Annotated in this window: 17 protein-coding genes and 1 riboswitch; of the genes, 11 read left to right on the forward strand and 6 right to left on the reverse strand. The window is 74.8% G+C overall.

Annotated features, from left to right (window positions below; genetic code table 11):
- Positions 1 to 15 precede the first annotated feature (15 nt).
- The 7 genes from ACL02R_RS17275 to ACL02R_RS17305 all read left to right on the forward strand — a co-directional run bounded on the left by ACL02R_RS17275 (position 16) and on the right by ACL02R_RS17305 (position 5924).
- Positions 16 to 924: a DUF881 domain-containing protein gene (locus tag ACL02R_RS17275; protein ID WP_412797810.1), complete on the forward strand. Its 909-nt coding sequence runs from the start codon at positions 16 to 18 to the stop codon at positions 922 to 924.
- Positions 921 to 1253: a small basic family protein gene (locus ACL02R_RS17280; RefSeq protein ID WP_362958953.1), complete on the forward strand. Its 333-nt coding sequence runs from the start codon at positions 921 to 923 to the stop codon at positions 1251 to 1253. The genes ACL02R_RS17275 and ACL02R_RS17280 overlap by 4 nt, the downstream gene beginning before the upstream one ends.
- Complete coding sequence (locus tag ACL02R_RS17285; RefSeq protein WP_412797811.1) at positions 1237 to 2229, forward strand: DUF881 domain-containing protein; 993 nt, start codon at positions 1237 to 1239, stop codon at positions 2227 to 2229. Before ACL02R_RS17280 ends, ACL02R_RS17285 begins: the two co-directional genes overlap by 17 nt.
- A 156-nt stretch (positions 2230 to 2385) precedes the next feature.
- Positions 2386 to 3096, forward strand: coding sequence for an FHA domain-containing protein (locus ACL02R_RS17290; RefSeq protein WP_412797812.1), 711 nt, complete (start codon positions 2386 to 2388; stop codon positions 3094 to 3096).
- A gap of 81 nt (positions 3097 to 3177) precedes the next feature.
- Positions 3178 to 3651 (forward strand): bifunctional nuclease family protein, encoded by a 474-nt coding sequence (locus ACL02R_RS17295; RefSeq protein ID WP_362958962.1) that lies wholly within the window; start codon positions 3178 to 3180, stop codon positions 3649 to 3651.
- 145 nt (positions 3652 to 3796) lie between these two features.
- The gene (locus ACL02R_RS17300) at positions 3797 to 4396 is read left to right on the forward strand and encodes a MerR family transcriptional regulator (RefSeq protein WP_412797813.1); all 600 of its coding nucleotides are present in this window, start codon (positions 3797 to 3799) and stop codon (positions 4394 to 4396) included.
- A 64-nt stretch (positions 4397 to 4460) separates the two neighbouring features.
- Positions 4461 to 5924 carry a DNA polymerase IV gene (locus ACL02R_RS17305; protein ID WP_412797814.1) on the forward strand — a complete coding sequence of 488 codons (1464 nt, stop codon included), beginning with the start codon at positions 4461 to 4463 and terminating at the stop codon, positions 5922 to 5924.
- Here ACL02R_RS17305 and ACL02R_RS17310 read toward each other — a convergent pair.
- Entirely contained in the window at positions 5819 to 6217 is a 399-nt protein-coding gene (locus ACL02R_RS17310; RefSeq protein WP_412797815.1) for a PRC-barrel domain-containing protein, read from the reverse strand. The two genes, ACL02R_RS17305 and ACL02R_RS17310, sit on opposite strands and share 106 nt — an antisense overlap.
- A gap of 137 nt (positions 6218 to 6354) precedes the next feature.
- A riboswitch (glycine riboswitch) is annotated at positions 6355 to 6452 on the forward strand.
- 194 nt (positions 6453 to 6646) lie between these two features.
- Here ACL02R_RS17310 and gcvP point away from each other — a divergent pair.
- On the forward strand, positions 6647 to 9565 hold the full coding sequence (gene gcvP / locus ACL02R_RS17315) for an aminomethyl-transferring glycine dehydrogenase (RefSeq protein WP_412797816.1): 2919 nt from the start codon (positions 6647 to 6649) through the stop codon (positions 9563 to 9565).
- Positions 9566 to 9621: 56 nt separating this feature from the next.
- On the opposite strand, the gene ACL02R_RS17320 is transcribed toward gcvP, so the two are convergent.
- Positions 9622 to 10191 (reverse strand): hypothetical protein, encoded by a 570-nt coding sequence (locus ACL02R_RS17320; protein ID WP_412797817.1) that lies wholly within the window; start codon positions 10189 to 10191, stop codon positions 9622 to 9624.
- Between the two features lie 270 nt (positions 10192 to 10461).
- Between ACL02R_RS17320 and ACL02R_RS17325 the strand changes: the two genes are divergently transcribed.
- Both ACL02R_RS17325 and ACL02R_RS17330 read left to right on the forward strand, forming a co-directional pair.
- Positions 10462 to 11940 (forward strand): glutamate--cysteine ligase, encoded by a 1479-nt coding sequence (locus ACL02R_RS17325; protein WP_412797818.1) that lies wholly within the window; start codon positions 10462 to 10464, stop codon positions 11938 to 11940.
- A gap of 94 nt (positions 11941 to 12034) precedes the next feature.
- Complete coding sequence (locus ACL02R_RS17330) at positions 12035 to 12844, forward strand: CPBP family intramembrane glutamic endopeptidase (RefSeq protein WP_412797875.1); 810 nt, start codon at positions 12035 to 12037, stop codon at positions 12842 to 12844.
- A gap of 99 nt (positions 12845 to 12943) precedes the next feature.
- Here the strand turns inward: ACL02R_RS17330 and ACL02R_RS17335 are convergent, their stop codons facing one another.
- A complete protein-coding gene (locus tag ACL02R_RS17335) occupies positions 12944 to 13648 on the reverse strand; it encodes a DUF4232 domain-containing protein (RefSeq protein ID WP_412797819.1) in 705 nt (234 codons plus the stop codon).
- 230 nt (positions 13649 to 13878) lie between these two features.
- Positions 13879 to 14571, reverse strand: coding sequence for a pyridoxamine 5'-phosphate oxidase family protein (locus tag ACL02R_RS17340; protein ID WP_412797820.1), 693 nt, complete (start codon positions 14569 to 14571; stop codon positions 13879 to 13881).
- A gap of 58 nt (positions 14572 to 14629) precedes the next feature.
- Here ACL02R_RS17340 and ACL02R_RS17345 point away from each other — a divergent pair, with 58 nt between their 5' ends.
- Positions 14630 to 15961 (forward strand): aminotransferase class I/II-fold pyridoxal phosphate-dependent enzyme, encoded by a 1332-nt coding sequence (locus ACL02R_RS17345; RefSeq protein WP_412797821.1) that lies wholly within the window; start codon positions 14630 to 14632, stop codon positions 15959 to 15961.
- Between the two features lie 189 nt (positions 15962 to 16150).
- Here ACL02R_RS17345 and ACL02R_RS17350 read toward each other — a convergent pair whose 3' ends face one another.
- Positions 16151 to 19126: a molybdopterin-dependent oxidoreductase gene (locus ACL02R_RS17350; RefSeq protein WP_412797822.1), complete on the reverse strand. Its 2976-nt coding sequence runs from the start codon at positions 19124 to 19126 to the stop codon at positions 16151 to 16153.
- Positions 19123 to 19944: an FAD binding domain-containing protein gene (locus ACL02R_RS17355; RefSeq protein WP_412797823.1), complete on the reverse strand. Its 822-nt coding sequence runs from the start codon at positions 19942 to 19944 to the stop codon at positions 19123 to 19125. Before ACL02R_RS17355 ends, ACL02R_RS17350 begins: the two co-directional genes overlap by 4 nt.
- Positions 19945 to 20190 lie beyond the last annotated feature (246 nt).

Below are 20190 nucleotides of genomic sequence, written 5' to 3' on the forward strand. Positions count from 1 at the left end.
GCAATCATGCCCGCCATGCCACAGCAGGAGTCAGGACCGCGCCGCCCCGCGCGCCCCGACGCCTCCATGTCGTTGCTGACCACCGTCATGAGCCACACCCTCGACGAGGGCTACGCGCGGGCGGCGCGAGGACGGCGGGCGGCGGCCGGGGCGCCGCTGCCCCGCCCCCTGCGCGCCCGGCTGTGGCTCGCGGGCGGCCTCCTGCTCGCCGCCCTCGTCGTCACGCTCGGCGCCGCCCACGCCCGGCAGGCCGCTCCCACCGTCGCCCGGGAGCGCGAGGAACTGCTGGAACGCGTCGAGGCCGGCACCGACCGGCTCGACTCGCTCCAGGAGGACGTGAACGCCCTGCGCGAGGACGTCGCCGCCATGCGGCGCGGCGTCCTGGCCGACGAGGGCGCCGAGGACAGCCCGACCGCCCTGCTCGCCGGGGCCACCGCCGTCGAGGGCCCCGGCGTCGAGCTGACCGTGAACGATGCGGAGCGCGCGCAGGACGCCGGAGGAGCGACGGGGGACGACGGCTTCTCCGACACGGGCCGCGTCCGCGACCGCGACCTCCAGCGCGTCGTCAACGGGCTGTGGGAGGCGGGCGCGGAGGCGATATCCGTGAACGGGCAGCGGCTCACCGCGCTGTCCGCCATCCGCGCGGCGGGGGACGCCGTCCTGGTGGACAACCGGCCGCTCGTCCCGCCGTACACGCTGCTCGCCATCGGCGGCGGCGCGGAGTTCGCGGACGGCTTCGACGCGACGCCCGCGGGCGCGTACCTCGCCGAACTCCGCGACGACTACGGGATACGGGTGGCCACCCGGCTCCGCGACGACCTGCGGCTGCCTGCCGCGGCCAACCCGGCCATCCGCACGGCGACGCCGCTCGACGACACGGGCGGCGCGAGCGCCACAGGGAACACAGGGGAGGAAGACCAGTGATCGCCGTCATCGGACTCGTCCTGGGCGTGCTGGCCGGGGTGCTCACCACCCCCGTGGTGCCCACCGGCGTCGAGCCGTACCTGCCCATCGCCGTGGTCGCCGCGCTCGACGCGGTCTTCGGCGGGCTGCGGGCCATGCTCGACCGGGTCTTCGACGACCGGGTGTTCGTCGTCTCGTTCCTCTCGAACGTCACCGTGGCCGCGCTGATCGTCTTCCTCGGCGACGAGCTGGGCGTCGGCTCCCAGCTGTCGACCGGCGTCGTGGTCGTCCTCGGCATCCGGATCTTCTCCAACGCGGCGGCCATCCGCCGCCATGTCTTCGGAGCGTGACCAGGTGACCTCACCGGAACGCCCAGGGCCGGCCGGACCGCGCGAGCGGGAGGGCGAGGCGGAAGCACCCCGGCTGCCCGCCGCGCGCCGCCCGCCCGGCGGACCCGAACGGCCCACCCCGGCGCCCCCGGCCCTGGACGCGGCGCCCCCGGAGACGGCGGACGACCGCGAGGCCGCGCCCGACACGCCGCCCGCCGACGAGCCGGTTCACCCGGACGGCGGCCCGCCGGACGGCGAGGCCACCGACCCCGCCGCCCCGGCCGGCGCCCGGCTCCTCCTCGACGCCCTATGGCCCCCGCGCGCCACACGCGGCCAGCTCGTCGCCGCCGCCCTCCTGTTCGTCCTCGGCCTCGGCCTCGCCATCCAGGTCCGCGCGGCCGGCAGCGACGACACCGCGCTGCGCGGCGCACGCCCCGAGGACCTCGTGCGCATCCTCAGCGACCTCGACGACCGCACGGCGCGCCTGGAGGACGAGAAGCGGCAGCTGGAGGCCCAGCGGACCGAGCTGGAGACCAGCTCCGACCAGGCCGAGGAGGCACGCCGCCAGAACGAGGAGCGCGAGCGCGGCCTCGGCATCCTCGCCGGGACCGTCGCCGCCGAGGGACCCGGTATCACGCTGCGCATCGGTGACCCACTGGGCGGCGTCGGGGCGGATATGCTGCTCGACGCGGTGCAGGAACTGCGCGCGGCGGGCGCCGAGGCCATCCAGATCAACGAGGTCAGGATCGTCGCGGAGACCGCGTTCACGGACCGCAACGGCGGTGTCCGGCTGGACGGCGAGCCGGTCTCCGCGCCGTACGTCGTCCGGGCCATCGGCCGGCCCCAGGATCTGGAGCCGGCGCTGAACATCCCCGGGGGAGTCGTGCAGTCCCTGGAGAACGATTCGGCGTCCGTGAGCGTTGAGCGGCCCGAGAGGATCACGGTGGACGCCTTGCGGCGGGCGGAGCAGCCTGACTACGCTCAGTCGTCACCGTGAGCCGACCGGCCACCCGGGGGCTGCCCGTCCCCGGTGGCGCTGTGTAAGGGAAACTGAACGGGGCCGCGGACGTTCTCGGTTCGTCCGCGGCGGCCGGTGAGAGAGAATGGACCGTCCCGCCGCCGGCGGGACGGGCTAGGTGCGAGGGGATCGCTGGTGAGTTTTTTCGCTCGGTTGTTCGGCAGGCGTCAGAGCGGCATGCACAGTGCCGACCGGCCCCGCGCCCGCCAGCATGGCGACACGCCAGCGTCGGCGTCCGGTGCCGAGCAGGGGCGGCCGTTGTTCCGTGACGAGGTCGGCGCCCCCGCCGGGATAGGCGCCCCCGGCGGCGCCAGCGCGGACGTCCAGGCCTGCGCGCGCTGTGGCCACCGCAACGCGGGGACCAGCCGGTTCTGCTCCAACTGCGGCAACCCGCTGCGCCCCGGCCTCGAAGGCTCCTCCGAGACGACCTCCACGATCTCGATCAGCGGCCTGGAGGCCTACGAGGCGGAGATCACCGGCCAGCACCCCGCCCCCGCGCTCTCCGCGGAGGCCCAGGCCGCCGTGGACGCGCTGCCGCCCGGCTCCGCGCTCCTGATCGTGCGCCGCGGCCCGAACTCGGGCAGCCGCTTCCTGCTGGACGGCGAGCTGACCACCGCGGGGCGCCACCCGCAGTGCGACATCTTCCTGGACGACGTGACGGTCTCCCGCCGCCACGTGGAGTTCCGCAGGCAGCCGGACGGCACGTTCACCGCCAGTGACGTCGGCAGCCTCAACGGCACCTACGTCAACCGCGAGCCCATCGACTCGACGGTGCTCGCGAACGGTGACGAGGTCCAGATCGGCAAGTACCGGCTGGTCTTCTTCGCCAGCAGGCAGGGGTTCTGACCGACTCGCCCGGGGCACGCCGGGGGCCGCGTGGCGGTGCTCGACTATCCAAATGCCCCGGGCACCGCCTAGGGTTGCTGTGTGAATCAGCTCGACGTCGTGGGTGTACGGGTGGAAATGCCCAACAATCAGCCCATCGTGCTACTCCGTGAAGTCGGCGGTGATCGCTACCTCCCGATCTGGATCGGACCGGGGGAGGCGACCGCCATCGCGTTCGCCCAGCAGGGGATGACCCCTGCCCGGCCGCTGACGCACGACCTCTTCAAGAACGTGCTGGAAGCCGTCGGACAGGAGCTCAGCTCCGTGCGGATCACCGACCTGCGGGACGGCGTCTTCTACGCGGAGCTGGTGTTCGCCAGCGGGGTCGAGGTCAGCGCCAGGCCGTCCGACGCCATAGCCCTCGCCCTGCGGGTCGGCAGCCCCATCTACGGCAGCGACGCGGTCCTCGACGACGCGGGGATCATCATCCCCGACGAGCAGGAGGACGAGGTGGAACGGTTCCGCGAGTTCCTCGACCAGATCTCTCCCGAGGACTTCGGCAGGAGCAGCCAGTAGCGGTGCACGGGAGGATCACCCGCACGACGGGTGTGGATGCCCAGCGTCGACGGGGCATGTCTTGTGAGGAACGCCGCGCGCGTGCCCGCCGTGACAGCCGGTGAGCGACGAGGGCGCGGACAGGACATGCGGAACGGAGGCCGGCGTGACAGGTAACGGCGACAGCAGAGCGGTCGGGGGCGCGACCGCCCTTCCCGGCCCGGCGCGGCACGGTCAGCTGCCGTCGGCCGCGCCGCAGGGGCGGCCCACCCCGGACGCGCTCGGCTATCGCGGTCCGAGCGCCTGCGCCGCCGCCGGGATCACCTACCGGCAGCTCGACTACTGGGCCCGCACCGGCCTGGTCCAGCCGAGCGTGCGCCCCGCCCACGGCTCCGGCACCCAGCGGCTGTACAGCTTCCGGGACGTGGTCGTCCTCAAGATCGTGAAGCGGCTGCTCGACGCCGGTGTCTCGCTCCAGTCCATCAGGACGGCCGTGCGCGCCCTGTGCGCCACCGACCTGGCAGAACTGTCCGGCATGACCCTGATGAGCGACGGGGCGGCCGTCTACCGCTGCACCTCGCCCGACGACCTCGCCGAGCTGCTCCAGGACGGCCGGGGCGTCTTCGGCATCGCGGTCGGCGCCGTCTGGCAGGACGTCCAGGGCGCCCTGGAGGGCCTGCACGCCGAGCACGCGCTCACCGGCGAGACGGTCACCGCCGACCACCCCGCGGACGAACTGGCCCGCCGCCGCAACCGGGGGCTGTGACCCGGGCGCGCGCCGCCGTGCTGCCGCCCGCCGGATGTCAGACCCGTACGGCACCATCGGACACGTGCGCGGCAGTCCGACCATCCTCCATCTCGACATGGACGCCTTCTACGCCTCGGTGGAGCAGGCGGCCAAGCCGAGCCTGCGCGGCAAGCCGGTCGTGGTGGGCGGCCTGGGGCCGCGCGGCGTGGTCGCCACCGCGTCGTACGAGGCGCGCCGCTCCGGCGTCCACTCCGCCATGCCGACGGCCCAGGCTCGCCGCCGCACGCCGAACGCCGCCTTCCTCGTCCCGCGCTTCGCCGTCTACCGGGCCGTCAGCGAGCGCGTGATGGCGCTGCTCGCCGAGCTGTCGCCGCTGGTCGAGCCACTGAGCCTGGACGAGGCGTTCGTCGATCTGGCGGCGGGCGGGACGGCCGCCACCGCCGCCGAGGCCCTTGCCGCGGGCGAGGAACTGCGTCGCCGCATCCTGGCCCACACCGGGCTGACCGGCTCGGTGGGCCTCGCCGGGTCCAAGATGCTCGCCAAGATCGCCTCCGAGCAGGCCAAGCCGGACGGGCTGCTGCTCATCGAGCCGGGCACCGAACGGGACCTGCTCGCCCCGATGCCCGTCCGCACCCTGCCGGGCGTCGGCCCCGCGACCGCCGAGACGCTGCGCCGGGCCGGGCTGCACACGGTCGGCGAGGCCGCGGAGGCGGGCGAGGCGGAACTGCTGCGGCTGCTCGGCAAGGCGCACGGGCACGGGCTCTTCGCCATGGCCCGCGGCAGGGACGACCGCCCTGTGGTCGCCGAGCGCGACGCCAAGTCCGTCTCGGTCGAGGACACCTTCGACACCGACGTCACCGACCGCGCCCGGGTGCGGTACGAGGTGGCGCGCCTTGCCGGCCGGTGTGTGGAGCGGCTGCGCGCGGCGGGGCGTTCGGGGCGCACGGTCGTGCTCAAGGTGCGGCGCTACGACTTCACGACCCTCACCCGCTCCGAGACGCTCAGAGGGCCGACCGACGACCCCGCCGTGGTGCGTGAGGCGGCCGCGCGGCTGCTGGAGGGCGTGGACACGACCGAGGGCGTGCGGCTGCTGGGGGTGGGCGTCACGGGGCTCGCCGGGTTCACGCAGGAGGACCTGTTCGCCCAGGCGGTGCGGGCGGCCGACGGCGGTGAGACCGCCACATCCGCCCCGCCGGACGGGACGCCGCCCGAGACCTCGCCGGGTCCGGCGGGGGAGGCCGGGACGTCCCGCGAGCGGCGGTGGCTGCCGGGGCAGGACGTCCGCCACGCAGAGCACGGTCCCGGCTGGGTGCAGGGCAGCGGCGTGGGCCGGGTGACCGTGCGCTTCGAACGGCCGGACACCCCGCCGGGCCGGGTGCGCACGTTCCCCGTGGACGACCCGGCGCTGAGCCCGGGGGAGCCCCTGCCGCTCGTGCCGGATCAGCTCTCGCCGGTGGCCTCGCCCGCCGGTGGCTCGGGACGTGCCAGCCGCCCGAAGTCGGCGTCGGGCGGTGGCGGGGCCGCGCCCGGCACGTCCAGGCCGTAGTGGTGGTACAGCTGGAGCTCCTGCTCGGGCGACAGGTGCCTGCCGACGCCGAAGTCCGGTGCCTCCTTGATGAGCGCGCGCTCGTACGGCACGCGCAGGACGCCGCCGACCAGTTCGCTCGGCTCCAGCGGCACGAACGCGTCCCGGCTGAACAGCCCCGTGCGCACGGCGGCCCACTCGGGCACGCCGGTGGCGTCGTCGAGGTAGACCTCGTCCACCGTGCCGATCTTGGTGCCGTCGCGGTCGAGGGCCTTGCGCCCGATCAGACTGCGGGGGTCGATGTCGGTCTGCACGGGTTCCTCCAACTGATCGCCACTGGTCCGGCAGATGCCCTGTACCCCCAACAAAAGGTCACTTCCGGCCGGGCGGCCAGTCGGGGCGTTCCCCCGGTAGCCCCGGCGGGGGGCGCTGGTAGGCTCGAAGTGGTTGACGACCTCGTGCGGGAGAGCCCTGGCGTCCCCGGACGGCAGGCGCCGAAGGAGCAACTCCTCCCCGGAATCTCTCAGGCCCACGTACCGCACGAGTCAGACCACTCTGGAAAGCAGGACGGCGTACCCGGCGCGAGCCGGGCCGGCCGCCCTCACCGACGGTGCAAGCCGGGCGCACGACCGCCCGGTGAAGCTCTCAGGTCCGGACCGCACCCGGATGACAGAGGGGGAGGCAGGCCGGGCAGCGCCGCCCGGTGCCCCGAGGTCGCCGTGCCCCGTGAGGAGCCTCCACACATGACCGTCAGCCGTACCCCGCTCTCCGATCTCGAACGGGCCGCGCCGTTCGCCGGCCGCCACATCGGCCCCGGCGAGGGCGACCACGCCAAGATGCTCGCCCAGGTCGGCTTCGGCTCCCTGGACGACCTCACGGCCGCCGCGGTCCCCGAGACGATCCGCGCCACCGAGGCGCTGGCCCTGCCCGACGCCCGCGACGAGGCCGCCGTCCTCGCCGGACTGCGGTCCCTCGCCGCGCGCAACACGGTCGCCCGCTCCATGATCGGGCTCGGCTACCACGGCACGTTCACGCCGCCGGTCGTCCTGCGCAACGTCATGGAGAACCCCGCCTGGTACACGGCCTACACGCCCTACCAGCCCGAGATCTCCCAGGGCCGCCTCGAAGCGCTCCTCACGTTCCAGACGGTCGTCTCCGACCTCACGGGCCTGCCCACCGCGGGCGCCTCGCTGCTCGACGAGGCCACGGCCGCGGCCGAGGCGATGGCCCTGTCACGCCGCGTGGGCAAGGTGAAGGACGGCGTGTTCCTCGTGGACGCCGACTGCCTGCCGCAGACCGTCGCCGTTGTCACCACCCGCGCCGAGCCCACCGGTGTCGAGGTCGTCGTCGCCGACCTGTCCGACGGCATCCCGGCGGAGGCCGCCGAGCGCGGCGTCTTCGGCGTCCTCCTCCAGTACCCCGGCGCCTCCGGCGCGGTGCGCGACCCGCGGCCCGTCATCGAGGCGGCGCACGCGCTCGGCGCCGTCGTGACCGTCGCCGCCGACCTGCTCGCCCTCACCCTGCTGGCGTCGCCCGGCGACCTCGGCGCGGACATCGCGGTCGGCTCCAGCCAGCGGTTCGGCGTGCCGATGGGCTTCGGCGGCCCGCACGCCGGGTTCATGGCGGTCCGCGAGGCGTATGCGCGCAGCCTGCCAGGACGGCTCGTCGGCGTCTCGCGCGACGCTGCGGGCGACCCGGCGTACCGCCTGGCCCTCCAGACCCGCGAGCAGCACATCCGCCGCGAGAAGGCCACCAGCAACATCTGCACGGCGCAGGTCCTGCTCGCGGTGATGGCCGGCATGTACGCCGTCCACCACGGCCCCGACGGGCTCGCCGCCATCGCCCGCCGCACCCACCGGTACGCCGCCCTGCTCGCCGCCGGGCTGCGCGACGGCGGCGTGGAGACCGTCCACGAGCGGTACTTCGACACGGTCACCGCCCAGGTGCCCGGCCGCGCCGCCGAGGTCGTCGCGGCGGCGCGCGAGGCGGGCGTCAACCTCCGCCTCACGGACGCCGACCACGTCGGCATCAGCTGCGACGAGACGACCCGCCGCGCCGATCTCACCGCCGTCTGGGCCGCGTTCGGCGTCCCGGCGGACGGCGGCGCGATCGACGCGCTCGACGCCCGCACCGACGACGCGCTGCCCGCCGGACTGCTGCGCACCGACGCGTACCTCACCCACCCCGTCTTCCACCGCCACCGCTCCGAGACGGCGCTGCTGCGCTACCTGCGGCGCCTCGCGGACCGCGACTACGCGCTCGACCGCGGCATGATCCCGCTGGGCTCCTGCACGATGAAGCTCAACGCGACGGCGGAGATGGCGGCCGTCACCTGGCCGGAGTTCGCGGACCTCCACCCGTTCGCCCCCGCCGAGCAGGCCGAGGGCTACCTGACGCTGATCCGCGAACTGGAGGACACGCTCGCCGAGATCACCGGCTACGCCGCCGTCTCCCTCCAGCCCAACGCCGGTTCGCAGGGGGAGCTCGCCGGGCTCCTCGCCGTCCGCGCCCACCACCGCGCGAACGGGCAGCCGGAGCGCACCGTCTGCCTCATCCCGTCCTCCGCGCACGGCACGAACGCCGCCAGCGCCGTGATGGCGGGCATGCGGGTGGTGGTCGTCGCCACCGGCGAGAACGGCGACGTGGACGCGGACGACCTGCGCGCCAAGATCGAGCGGCACCGCGACGAACTGGCCGTCCTCATGGTCACCTACCCGTCCACGCACGGCGTGTTCGAGGAGGACATCACCGCCATCTGCGCGGCCGTGCACGACGCGGGCGGCCAGGTCTACGTGGACGGCGCCAACCTCAACGCGCTCGTCGGACTCGCCAGGCCGGGCCGCTTCGGCGCCGACGTCTCGCACCTCAACCTGCACAAGACCTTCTGCATCCCGCACGGCGGCGGCGGCCCCGGTGTCGGCCCGGTGGCCGTCCGCGAGCACCTCGCGCCGTACCTGCCGGGACACCCCCTCCAGCCCGCGGCGGGCCCGGAGGGCGGCGGCACCGGCCCGGTCTCGGCCGCGCCCTGGGGCTCCGCCGGAATCCTGCCGATCTCCTGGGCGTACGTGCGGCTGATGGGCGCCGAGGGCCTGCGCCGCGCCACGCAGTCCGCCGTGCTCGCCGCCAACTACGTCGCCAAACGCCTGGAGCCGCACTATCCGGTCCTGTACACCGGGCCGGGCGGGCTGGTCGCCCACGAGTGCATCATCGACGTCCGGCCGCTCACCAAGGCCACCGGCGTGACCATCGACGACGTGGCGAAGCGCCTGATCGACTACGGGTTCCACGCGCCGACGATGTCCTTCCCCGTCGCCGGGACGCTGATGGTCGAGCCGACCGAGAGCGAGGACCTGGCGGAACTCGACCGGTTCTGCGAGGCGATGATCGCCATCCGCGGGGAGATCGACCGTGTCGCCTCGGGGGAGTGGCCGCGCGACGACAACCCGCTGCGCAACGCCCCGCACACCGCCGAGCAGACCGCCGGGGACTGGCCGCACCCGTACACGCGGCGGGAGGCCGTCTACCCGGGCGGCGCGGGGCTCGGCGCCGGGCACGGCACGGGGCACGACAAGTACTGGCCGCCGGTCCGGCGCATCGACGGCGCCTTCGGGGACCGCAACCTGGTGTGCTCCTGCCCGCCGGTCGAGGAGTACGCGGGCTGACGCACGGCACCGGGGCGTACGCGGGCCGACGGCCGCCCGCGCACGCCCCGGTCCGGTCAGCTCGCCAGGCCGAGCGGCGCCAGGCGGCTCGTCACGAGCGGCAGCAGCGCGTCGGTGCGCGCCGGGCGCTCGGCGGCGATGCCGGGCGGCGCCGGCGCCAGCGGCACCAGCAGATCCTGCGGCTCGGGGCTGCCCGACGCCGGGTCGGCGGCCGGGTCCGCGTGCAGCCACAGTGTGACCATGTACAGCTCGGGGACGGACAGCAGCCGCGGCTGGAACGGAGTCGCCATCGACTCCGCCAGCGCCACGGCACGTGCCGTCGAGGCGATGAACGGCCCGGCGGAGAAGTGGGAGAACTCCCAGCCGCTCGCGGTGAGATCGGTCTGGGCTCCGCCCACGGTCACGCCGTCGCGGTCGAGGAGGAAGCGCCACCCGGCGAGCCGGGAGCGCGGGGGCACGGTCAGGCCGGTGACGGGGGCCAGCTCGTGCACGGGCAGGGGGCACACGAGCCGCAGCGACTCACGGTGGCGCTGCAACGGGAGCGGGAGCCACACGGTGGGCTCGCGGAGGGCGTCCAGGACGCTGGCCTCCGCTCCGGCGGGTACCGGGGGAACGTTCAAGGGCATGATGGGTCGCCTCTCGCTTTGGAGTAGGTCGCCTCTTAATAGGAGACACGCCGTAGGGGAATGTTATCCGCCGGGTGTTCTCTTCATGTTTCCAGTAGCCGACCCGTGATGTTTCGGCAAGAACAAAACAGGACGCCGGAACGGGGGGCGCGAGGGGCGCGTATTCCAGTGGAATATGCCGGTGTGAGGTGCCCGGGGGCCGGACGGGACACGTTAGGTCTCGCGGGGCGGGGGCAGTATCGGAACACTGTCCGACGCAGGAGGTGTCCCATGGGGGCAGAAGTCGTGGCCGACCGGTTCGACCTGACCGCCCGGCAGCGGTTCCGCGCGCGGCTGCGCGAGTGTCTCGACGCGCTGGACCGCATGCTGCACGAGGAGCGCTTCGAGGGGCCGCGCGATCTGATCGGCCTGGAGATGGAGTTGTGCCTCGCCGATTCGGACGGGGCGCCGCGGATGGTGAACAGGGACCTCCTCGCGCGAATGGCCACCCAGGATTTCCAGAGCGAACTGGGTAAATTCACGATCGAACTCAATATGCCACCCCACCGGCTCTCCGGCCGGGTCTTCGACGATATGGCCGAAGAGCTGCGTGTCGCCGTGGGATACGCAGACCGCACGGGCGGCGAATTCGGCGCCCAGCTCGTCCTGACCGGCGTGCTGCCGACGATCGAACCGGAGCAGGTCGGCCCCGGCACCCTCTCGCCCGAAGGCCGCTACACCCTGCTCAACGACCAGATCCTCGCGCTGCGCGGCGAGGCCATCACCCTGGCCATCAGCGGCGCGGAGACCCTCGACCGGTCCTTCGAGTCCATCGCGCCGGAGGCCGCCTGCACCTCGGTGCAGTTCCACACCCAGGTGACGCCCGACCGGTTCGCCGCCGTCTGGAACGCCGCCCAGGCCATCGCCGGCCCGCAGATCGCCGTCGGCGCCAACGCCCCGTTCGTCTTCGGCCAGGAGCTGTGGCACGAGACCAGGCCGATGCTTTTCAGCCAGGCCACCGACAGCCGCCCGCCCGAGCTGGCCGCGCAGGGCGTGCGCCCGCGCACCTGGTTCGGCGAGCGCTGGATCACCTCGGCCGCCGACCTGTTCGAGGAGAACGTCCGCTACTTTCCGGCGCTGCTGCCCGTCTGCTCGGACGAGGACCCCCTCGCCGTCCTCGACTCCGGCGGCATCCCCGAGCTGACCGAGCTGTGCCTCCACAACGGCAGCGTCTACCGCTGGAACCGCCCGGTCTACGACATCGCCGACGGCGTCCCCCACCTCCGCGTCGAGAACCGCATCCTCTCCACCGGCCCCACCGTCACCGACACGGTCGCCAACGCCGCGTTCTTCCACGGCCTCGTCAGGGCACTCGCCGACGACCCGGACCCCGTGTGGACCCGGCTCGCGTTCGCCGACGCGGAGCGCAACTTCGACGAGGCCTGCCGCAACGGCGTCGAGGCGCACCTGACCTGGCCGGGCGAGGGCGACCGCCCGGCGTACGAGCTGATCCCCGAGCGCCTGCTGCCGCTCGCCGACCAGGGCCTCGCCGCCGCGGGCGTCGCCGCGTCCGACCGCGAGCACTACCTGGGCGTCATCGGGGAACGGTGCCGCCGCCGCGTCACCGGCGCGGGCTGGCAGACTGCCGTGTACCACCGCTTGGTGGCGGACGGAGTGGACCGTACGAGCGCGCTGCGCGGGCTCGTACGCCGGTACTGCGAACTGTCGCGTACGGACGCCCCCGTGCACACCTGGCCGACCGGCGACTGACCCCGCCGCACGCGCCGGGCCCGCGCACGGACGGGCGGCCCGGCGCGTGCGGACGGGAGACGGAGTGGGCTCGACCACGCCCCCACGGGACGCGGTGGCGCGGGACACCGGGGCGCCGGACACGGCGCCGCGGGTGCCGCCGCGCGTGCTGCGCCACGAACTGCTGCTCGTGCTCGCCCTGTCGCTCGGCGCGAGCGGCATCAGCGCGATCATCTCGTTCACCGGGGTCCTCACCAGGCCGGGCGGCCTCAGCGACCACGCGGCGACGCTCAACGGGTCCCGGGCGCCCGACCGGCCGTGGCTCGACCTGGCGTGGCAGCTGTTCGGCATCAGCACCGCGCTCGTGCCCGTCGCGCTCGTCGCCCACCTGCTGCTGCGCGAGCGCGGCGGCGCGTACGGCGGCCCCGGGCTGCGGGGCATCGGCTTCGACCTGCGGCGGCCCGGCTTCGACCTGGGGTGGGGCGCGCTCGTCGCGGCGGGCATCGGCGGCAGTGGCCTGCTGCTCTACCTCGGCGCGCACGCCGCCGGGGCCAGTCTCACCGTGGTGCCGGAGTCCCTGCCGGACGAGTGGTGGAAGTACCCGGTCCTCGTCGCCTCCGCGGTGCAGAACTCGGTGCTGGAGGAGGTCATCGTCGTCGGCTACCTGCTGCGGCGCCTCCAGCAGCTCGGGTGGTCGCCCGCCGCGGCGCTCGTGGCCAGCTCGGTGCTGCGCGGCTCGTACCACCTCTACCAGGGCGTCGGCGGCTTCTTCGGGAACGTGGCGATGGGCGTCATCTTCGTCTGGCTCTACCGGCGGTGGGGGCGCGTGATGCCGCTGGTCGTCGCGCACGCGCTGATCGACATCGTGGCCTTCGTCGGGTACGGGCTGCTGGCCGGCCATGTGAGCTGGCTGCCGACCGCCTGAGCCGCGCCCGGCCCCGGGCCGCCGACCCGCTGGTGGTGCCGGGCGGTGTGGCCCGGATCCAGCGGGTCAGGGCGGCCCGCGCGCGTGCGCGGGGCCGTGTCAGGCGGCGGGCCCTGCGCCCTCGGCGAGCGGCAGCGCCTCGATGGTGCCCCCGCCGCAGACCGCGCCGAGGTCCCAGGCGGCGTCCGTCGGGTCGTACTCGTCCGGCGGGATGACCTGCACCCCGGCCGGATCGGGCCCGCAGGAGCCGTCGGCCGGGTCGTCCTCGCCCGGGACGACGGTCCAGTGCAGCTGGGCCCACGCGCTGGCACCCGGCTCCACGGTGATCTGGGCGGCCTCCTCCGAGTCGTCGCGCACGGTGTTGGTGGGGAGCGGTCCGCCGTCCTCGGCCGTGAGCTGGAGGCCGGGCCAGCCCTCCGTGCGGCAGGCCGTGTCCGAGGTGTTGGTGAGGACGAGCGCGGCGTAGCGCTGGCCCGCGCCCGAGTCGAGACCGGTGATCTCCGCCGACAGCGCGTCGGTCGTGCACCAGTCGTCCGAGGCGGCGCCGGTCTCCGTGCCCTCGCCGGGCGCGCCGCCGGCCTCCTCGCCCGCGCCGCCCGCGGCGGCGGACGGGGCGTCCCCGTCCCCGTCCCCGTCCCCGGTGTCCGGCGGTGTCGTGGGGGAGGCGTCCTGGCTCTCCGAGGAGGCCGGGGGGTCCCCGGCGGCGGACGACTCGGCGGGGTCCTCGGCGCATCCGGCCGCGGCGAGCACGGCGAGGGCGGCGAGCGTGGTGAGTGCGGCGGGACGCCGGTGATGAACAGCCATGATGGTCCTTCTCGTGGGGGAACCGATGGCGCGGAGGGTCGCTCCGTGCTGCTCGCGGATGTGACGTCGTGGCGGAACACGTGGTTCCACCGCCGCCGTCCGCCCGGTGCCGGCCGCGGGGTCGTCGCGGCCGGCGGGCCGTCCGCTTTCGTGCATGTCTTCCTGCTGCCCTGCCCGGGGCCACCGGACGCACGGAAGACGCGACATCGCCGGTGCGGGGGGCCGCCGGGTCAGCGCCTGGCGTACGCCGTGAGGTACGCGGGGGCTTCCGCGTCCCCGGCGGTGTCCCAGTTCGCCCCGGTTATGCGGGGGTCGCCGACCGCGAGCGGCGGGCCGTACACCGTGCGGACCGGCAGGACCCCGTTCCAGTACGGGAGACCGGCGTCCGCCGGGTCCTCGTTGGGGCCGCCGGTGCGGACCTTCGCGGAGACCTCGGCGAGGTCGAGGGCGAGCAGCGCCGTGGCGGCGCTTTCCTTGCGGCTCGCCGGGCGGCAGTCGGCGGCCCTGCCGGGGACGGCCTGGTCGACGGTGGCGTCGAAGCCGAGGGCGCGTTCCGCCGGGTCCGTCACGGGCGTCGCGGTGCCGTGCACGACGACCGAGCGGTAGTTCATGGAGTGGTGGAACGCGGACTTGGCGAGGACGATGCCGTCGACGTGCGTCACCGTCACGCACACCGGCAGGCCGCCGGAGGCGGCGGCGCGGGCGGGGCGCTGGCCGGTGGAGCCGTGCAGGTAGAGGCGCTCGCCGACCCGCGCGTACAGGGTCGGCAGGACGAAGGGTGCGCCGTCGCGGACGAAGCCGAGGTGGCAGAGGTAGCCCTCGTCCAGGATGGAGTGCACCAGCGCGCGGTCGTAGGAGGCCCGTTCGCGGCCCCGGGTGGGCGTGGTGCGGGGAGTGGGGGAGTAGCTGTCGGTTTCGGGCACCGGACGTTCCTTTCTGACCGTTTGGCAAACGACTTTGAACTAGTGCATACTGTGCTTTGTGTCAGGAGAATATACGATCGAGGGGTGCGGCGCCGCCGATATCGCGGCCAGCGTCGAACGGGGCGTGGCCGGCGGCGCCCTCGGCCCCGGACAGCCGCTCCCGCCCCTGCGTGACCTCGCCGCACAGCTCGGCGTGAACCCCAACACCGTCGCCGCCGCCTACCGGCTCCTCCGCGACCGGGGCGTCATCGAGACGGCGGGCCGCCGCGGCAGCCGCGTGCGCGCCCGCCCCGCCTCCACGCCGCGGGACGCCGTGCGCGCCCCCGTCCCGCCCGGCGCCCGCGACCTCTCGGACGGCAACCCGGACCGCGCCCTCCTGCCCCCGCTCGGCCCGGCCCTCGCGGCGGCGGCGGAACGCGCCGGGCGCTCCCCGGCGTTGTACGGCACCGCGCCGGTCTCGCCCGGCCTCGCCCGCGCCGCGCGGGCCGCGTTCGACCGCGAGGGCGTGCCCGCCGGGCCCGTCGCCGTCACCTCGGGGACCCTCGACTGCGTGGAACGCGTCCTCGCCGCCTGGCTGCGGCCGGGGGACGCCGTCGCCGTCGAGGACCCGGGCTGGGGCAGCCTCCTCGACCTCGTGCCCGCCCTCGGCCTGCGCCCCGTCCCGGTCGCCGTGGACGACGACGGGCCCCTGCCCGACCGCGCCGCCCAGGCGCTCGTGGGCGGCGCGCGCGCCCTCATCGTCACCACACGCGCCCAGAACCCGACGGGCGCCGCCGTCTCCGCCGCGCGCGCCGGGGAGTTGCGCGCCGTGCTCGCCGACCACCCCGACACGCTCGTGATCGAGGACGACCACGGCCACGGCATCGTCGACCAGCCACTGCACTCCCTGGCGGGCCACAGCCACCGCTGGGCGTTCGTCCGCTCCACCGCCAAGGCGTTCGGCCCGGACCTGCGGCTCGCGGTCTGGACGGGCGACGGCGTGACGGTCGACCGCGTGCGCGGCAGACAGCGCCTCGGCCCCGGCTGGGTCAGCCACCTGCTCCAGGACGCGGTGGAGCGGCTGTGGGCGGACAGCCCGTCCGCCGCCGCCCGCGCGTACGACGCCCGCCGCGCGGCACTCCTCGCCGCCCTCGCCGAACGCGGCGTACACGCCACCGGCCGCAGCGGGATGAACGTGTGGGTGCCCGTCCCCGACGAGACGGCGGCCGTCACGGCGCTGTCCCAGGCGGGCTGGGTCCCCGCACCGGGCGCACGCTTCCGCCTGGCCGCTCCCCCCGGCATCCGCCTGACGGTCTCGACACTGCGGAAGGACGACATCACCCCCCTCGCCGACGCGATCGCCACGGCAATCGGCGCCGCGCACGCACCGGCCACCACCCGCTGGGGCTGACCTGGGCGAATTCGTCACGTCCGGCCGCGGACGCCCCGGTCGAGAACGCGCCGACCGCCGACGACCACCGGGAACTTCGGACTCATGCGTCCACGGGCTGTCCCGGACAGCTGGTGCCATGGGGCGAGGTCCCGCTCCCTGCCACCTGTCCCTCTCCGGCACCCCCGGGGGTGCACCGTGTGGGAACTCCTATGGTGCGTACGGCTGGTCCTGCTCCACTTCGCCCTCTTCTGCCTCGTCCGGGGCGGGGCGGCGTTGATCGCCCTGCTCTCCGGTGATCCTGACAACGGTGACCTGTGGGATCTCGTGGCCGGCACGGCAGTCCTCGCACTCGCCCCGGCCACCGTGCTGATCCTCGGCACCTTCCTCGCCCGCGACTCCCGCGGTGCCCGCGCGGCCGCGACCGCCTGACGTTCCCGCCGTGGGACGTCCTGCGAGCCGGCCGTCGGCGGCCGACTCGTAGAGGGCGAGCCAGATGCGGTCGCGGGTCAGGGGGAGGGTGGTGAAGCGGACACCGGTCGCGTCGCGCAGTGCGTTGGCGATTGCGGGGGCCACCGGGTTGAAGGGGCTCTCGCTCATGGATTTGGCACCCAGCGGGCCGATTGCGTCCGCTGTTTCCGTGAAGTGGACTTCCGTGCGCGGGATGTCGGCGTACTGGGGGAGGCGGTACTGGCGGAAGGACGCTGTCTCCACCTCGCCGTGTGCGTCGATGCGCACGGTCTCGTAGAGCGCCGCGCCCAGGCCCTGGGCGACACCGCCCTCGATCTGGCCCCGGCACTGCATCGGGTTCATGACCGTGCCCGCGTCGGCGGCGTGGACGCTGCGCAGGATGCGGAGTTCGCCGGTGTCCGGATCGACCGCGACGCGGAACCACTGCGCGTTGAACGCGACGGAGCGTGGTGTGCCGTCGAAACGGCCGTCGGCGGTCAGGGGGACGCCGGCCGTCCTGGCCGCCTCGTGGAGGGTCTTGAGGGGGAAACGTCCGGCGGGATGGAGCACGGCTTCCCCGGTGAGGCGGCAGGCGTCGCGCGGCACGCCGAGGCGGGTGGCGGCGAAGTCGAGCAGTGTGGCGGCGAGCGCGCGGGAGGCCCGTAGCGTCGCCTTGCCCGCCACCACGATGCCGGTTGAGGCGAACGCGCCGGTGTCGTGCCGTACGAGGTCGGTGTCCGACTGGCGCACCGTGATCCGGTCCACAGTGGTGCCGAGTTCGCCGGCGGCGATCTGGCGGTGCACGGTGGTGGTGCCGTTCCCGAACTCCGCTGTGCCGACCGATAGTTGGAACGTGCCGTCTGGGAGAAGGGAAGCGGTGGCGTCGGCGAAGTGGCCGCCGGGCGGCCCCGTGGCGATCATCGCGAGCGCGGCGCCCTCGCCGACGAGCCAGCCGTCCGGCACCGGTTCCGTCACCGGCTCGTCCCGCGCGCGGCGGATGATCCCGACGCACTGGTCGAGGCCGTAGCCGGCGTTGTGCAGGTCGTCGTCCTCGCCGGGGGTGTCCACCTCGTCGCCCGGCCCGATGACGTTCGCCGCGCGGAAGTCCAGCGGGTCGAGGCCCAGCCCGCGCGCCAGTTCGTCCAGCGCCGACTCCAGCGCGAACGTCACCTGCCCGAGCCCGTAGCCACGGAACGCCCCGGCCGGGACGGTGTGCGTGTAGACGGAGAACGCGTCGGCCCTCTTGTGCGGCGCGCGGTAGACCGCCAGGGACTCGCCCACGCTGTGGAACATGACGGCGGGCCCGTGGTTGCCGTACGCGCCCGTGTCCGCCACCACGTGCAGCTGGATCGCCGTCAGGGTGCCGTCCCGCCGCCCGCCCACCTTCACGCGGACGGTGAACGGATGCCGCGTCGTCGCCCCGTGGAACTGCTCGGCCCGCGTGTACTCCAGCTTCACCGGCCGCCGCAGCCGCAGCACGGCCAGCGCCACGACGTCCTCGACCAGCATCTCCTGCTTGCCGCCGAACCCCCCGCCCACCCGCCCCGCGACGACCCGCACGCGCTCCGCCGGGAGGCCGAACAGGTCGCACAGGCCGCGCCGGGTCAGGAACGGGGTCTGCGTGCTGGAGCGCACGGTGAGCCGCCCTTCCTCGTCCAGCCACGCCACCGCGCCGTGCGTCTCCAGGCTGGCGTGCTGCACGCGCTGGGTGCGGTACACCCCCTCGTACACCTCGTCCGCCTCCGCGAAGCCCGCCGCGACATCGCCCGTCTCCACGTGCGTCTCGCCGACCACGTTGTCCGCCGGACGGGCGATCCGCGCCTCCGCCGCGTCCTTGTCGTGCACCACGGGCGCGCCCGGCCGCATCGCCGCCTCCGGGGTGAGGACGGCGGGCAGCACCTCGTACGTCACCCGCACGCGGCGGCAGCCCTCCTCGGCCGCCGCCTCGCTGTCCGCGACGACGGCGGCGACGCGCTGCCCGACGTGGCGGACCGTGTCGTCGAGGACGCGCGTGTCGGCCGGGTCCTCGGTGGGGTGCTCGTGGCGTGCGGTGGAGAAGTGCCGCGCGGGCGCGTCGTGATGGGTCAGGACGGCGTGCACGCCGGGGACGCGCAGCGCGGCGGACGTGTCGATGGCGGTGATGCGGGCGTGCGCGTGCGGTGAGCGCAGCAGCTTCATGTGCAGCACGCCGGGGACATCGACGTCGAACGTGTAGCGGGCCCTGCCGGTGACGATCTCCGGCCCGGCGGGCGCGGGCAGGCTGCGGCCGACCGCCTCACCCGCCTCCGGCGCCTCGGTGTGGCACACGCCTCGCACCGCGTCCTCGATGGCCCGGTAGCCCGTGCAGCGGCACAGACTGCCCTTGAACGCGCGCGGCAGGTCGGCGAGCTGCTCCTCGTCCAGCGCGGCCGTCGTCATGAGGAACCCGGCCGTGCAGAAGCCGCACTGGAAGCCCTGCGCGTCGAGGAACCGCCGCTGCACGGGGTGGAGCCCGCCGTCCTCGGCGGCCAGTCCCTCGACCGTCGTGACGCGGCGGCCCGCGGCGCGGAACGCCGGGTAGAGGCAGCTGTGCACCGGCTCGCCGTCCACATGGACCGTGCACGCCCCGCAGTCCCCGCTGTCGCAGCCCTTCTTCACGCCGAACCAGCCGCGTTCGCGCAGCCAGGTGCGCAGGCACTGGCCGGGGCGCGGCTCCTCGGCGAACGCGCGCCCGTTCACCTCGATCCCCGGCGTCACGCCGCCTCCCGCCCCAGCTCGCGGCGGATCTCCTCCGCGTACCGGAGCGTCATGTGCCTGCGCCACGCGGGCAGTCCGTGGATGTCGTCGCACCACTCGCCGTCGGCCACGGCCGCTCCGATCGCCGCCCGCAGCGCGGCGGCGTCCGGCGGCAGCGGGAACGCCGGCCGCACCGGCCGGACCGTCGAGGCGGTGACCGTGACGGCGAAGGCGCCCGTGGCCGGGTCCGCCGTGCCGGTCACCAGCACACCGGAGCGGCCGAGGCCGTACAGCGACGCCTGGCGGAAGGCCGTGCGGCGGGCGAGCGCGCGGGCCGGCAGGGTGACGGAGCGCAGCAACTCGCCCTCGGCCAGCACGGTGCGGCCCGCGCCGGTGACGAAGTCCGCGACGGGCACCCGGCGGCGCGTGCCGTCCTGGGCGAGGAGCAGGCAGTCGCCGTCCAGCGCCGCCGTCAGGGAGATCATCGGTCCGGCCGGGAGGGCGTTGCAGAGGTTCCCGCCGACCGTGGCCATGTTCCAGATCTTGGCCGAGGCGAGGAACGCGCGGCAGCACTGCTCGAACAGCGGCGCCGCCGCGGCGGCGAGGCCCTTGGCGTAACGGGACAGCTGGGCGATCGTGCACGTAGCGGCGATCTCCAGCGAGCCGTCGCCGTGGAGCCGCGCGGGGGTCCAGCCGGTGCGGCTGAGGTCCACCAGGCGCCGCAGGTGCGGCTGCGGCTCGGAGAACAGGTACGTGCCGCCGCCGAGCCAGGCGTCGCCGGGGCGCCAGGGCGTGGGATCGCGGGCGTCGCGCACCTCCACCACCGTGTTCAGGTCCATGACCGTCAGTGAAGCATCGAGGGCGCGGCCGGACGACTGGCCGACACCACAGAATGCCCGGCCGCCGCGGCGCCGGAGCCCGGAGGATCGCCCAAATACCGGATCCGGGGAGGAGCTGGAGGACGCCCGTGCGCGCCGGAAGCGGCCGCGGCGCCGCTGGCCCGCAGGCCGGAACTGCCCGACGCCGAACGGGTCAAGGCGAGCCGGGGCAGGTGAGCCGGGCGGGCGCACGGGGGCCGGACAGCC

Origin of the sequence: Streptomyces sp. MS19, assembly GCF_047200595.1 — a bacterium.
Taxonomy (GTDB): domain Bacteria; phylum Actinomycetota; class Actinomycetes; order Streptomycetales; family Streptomycetaceae; genus Streptomyces.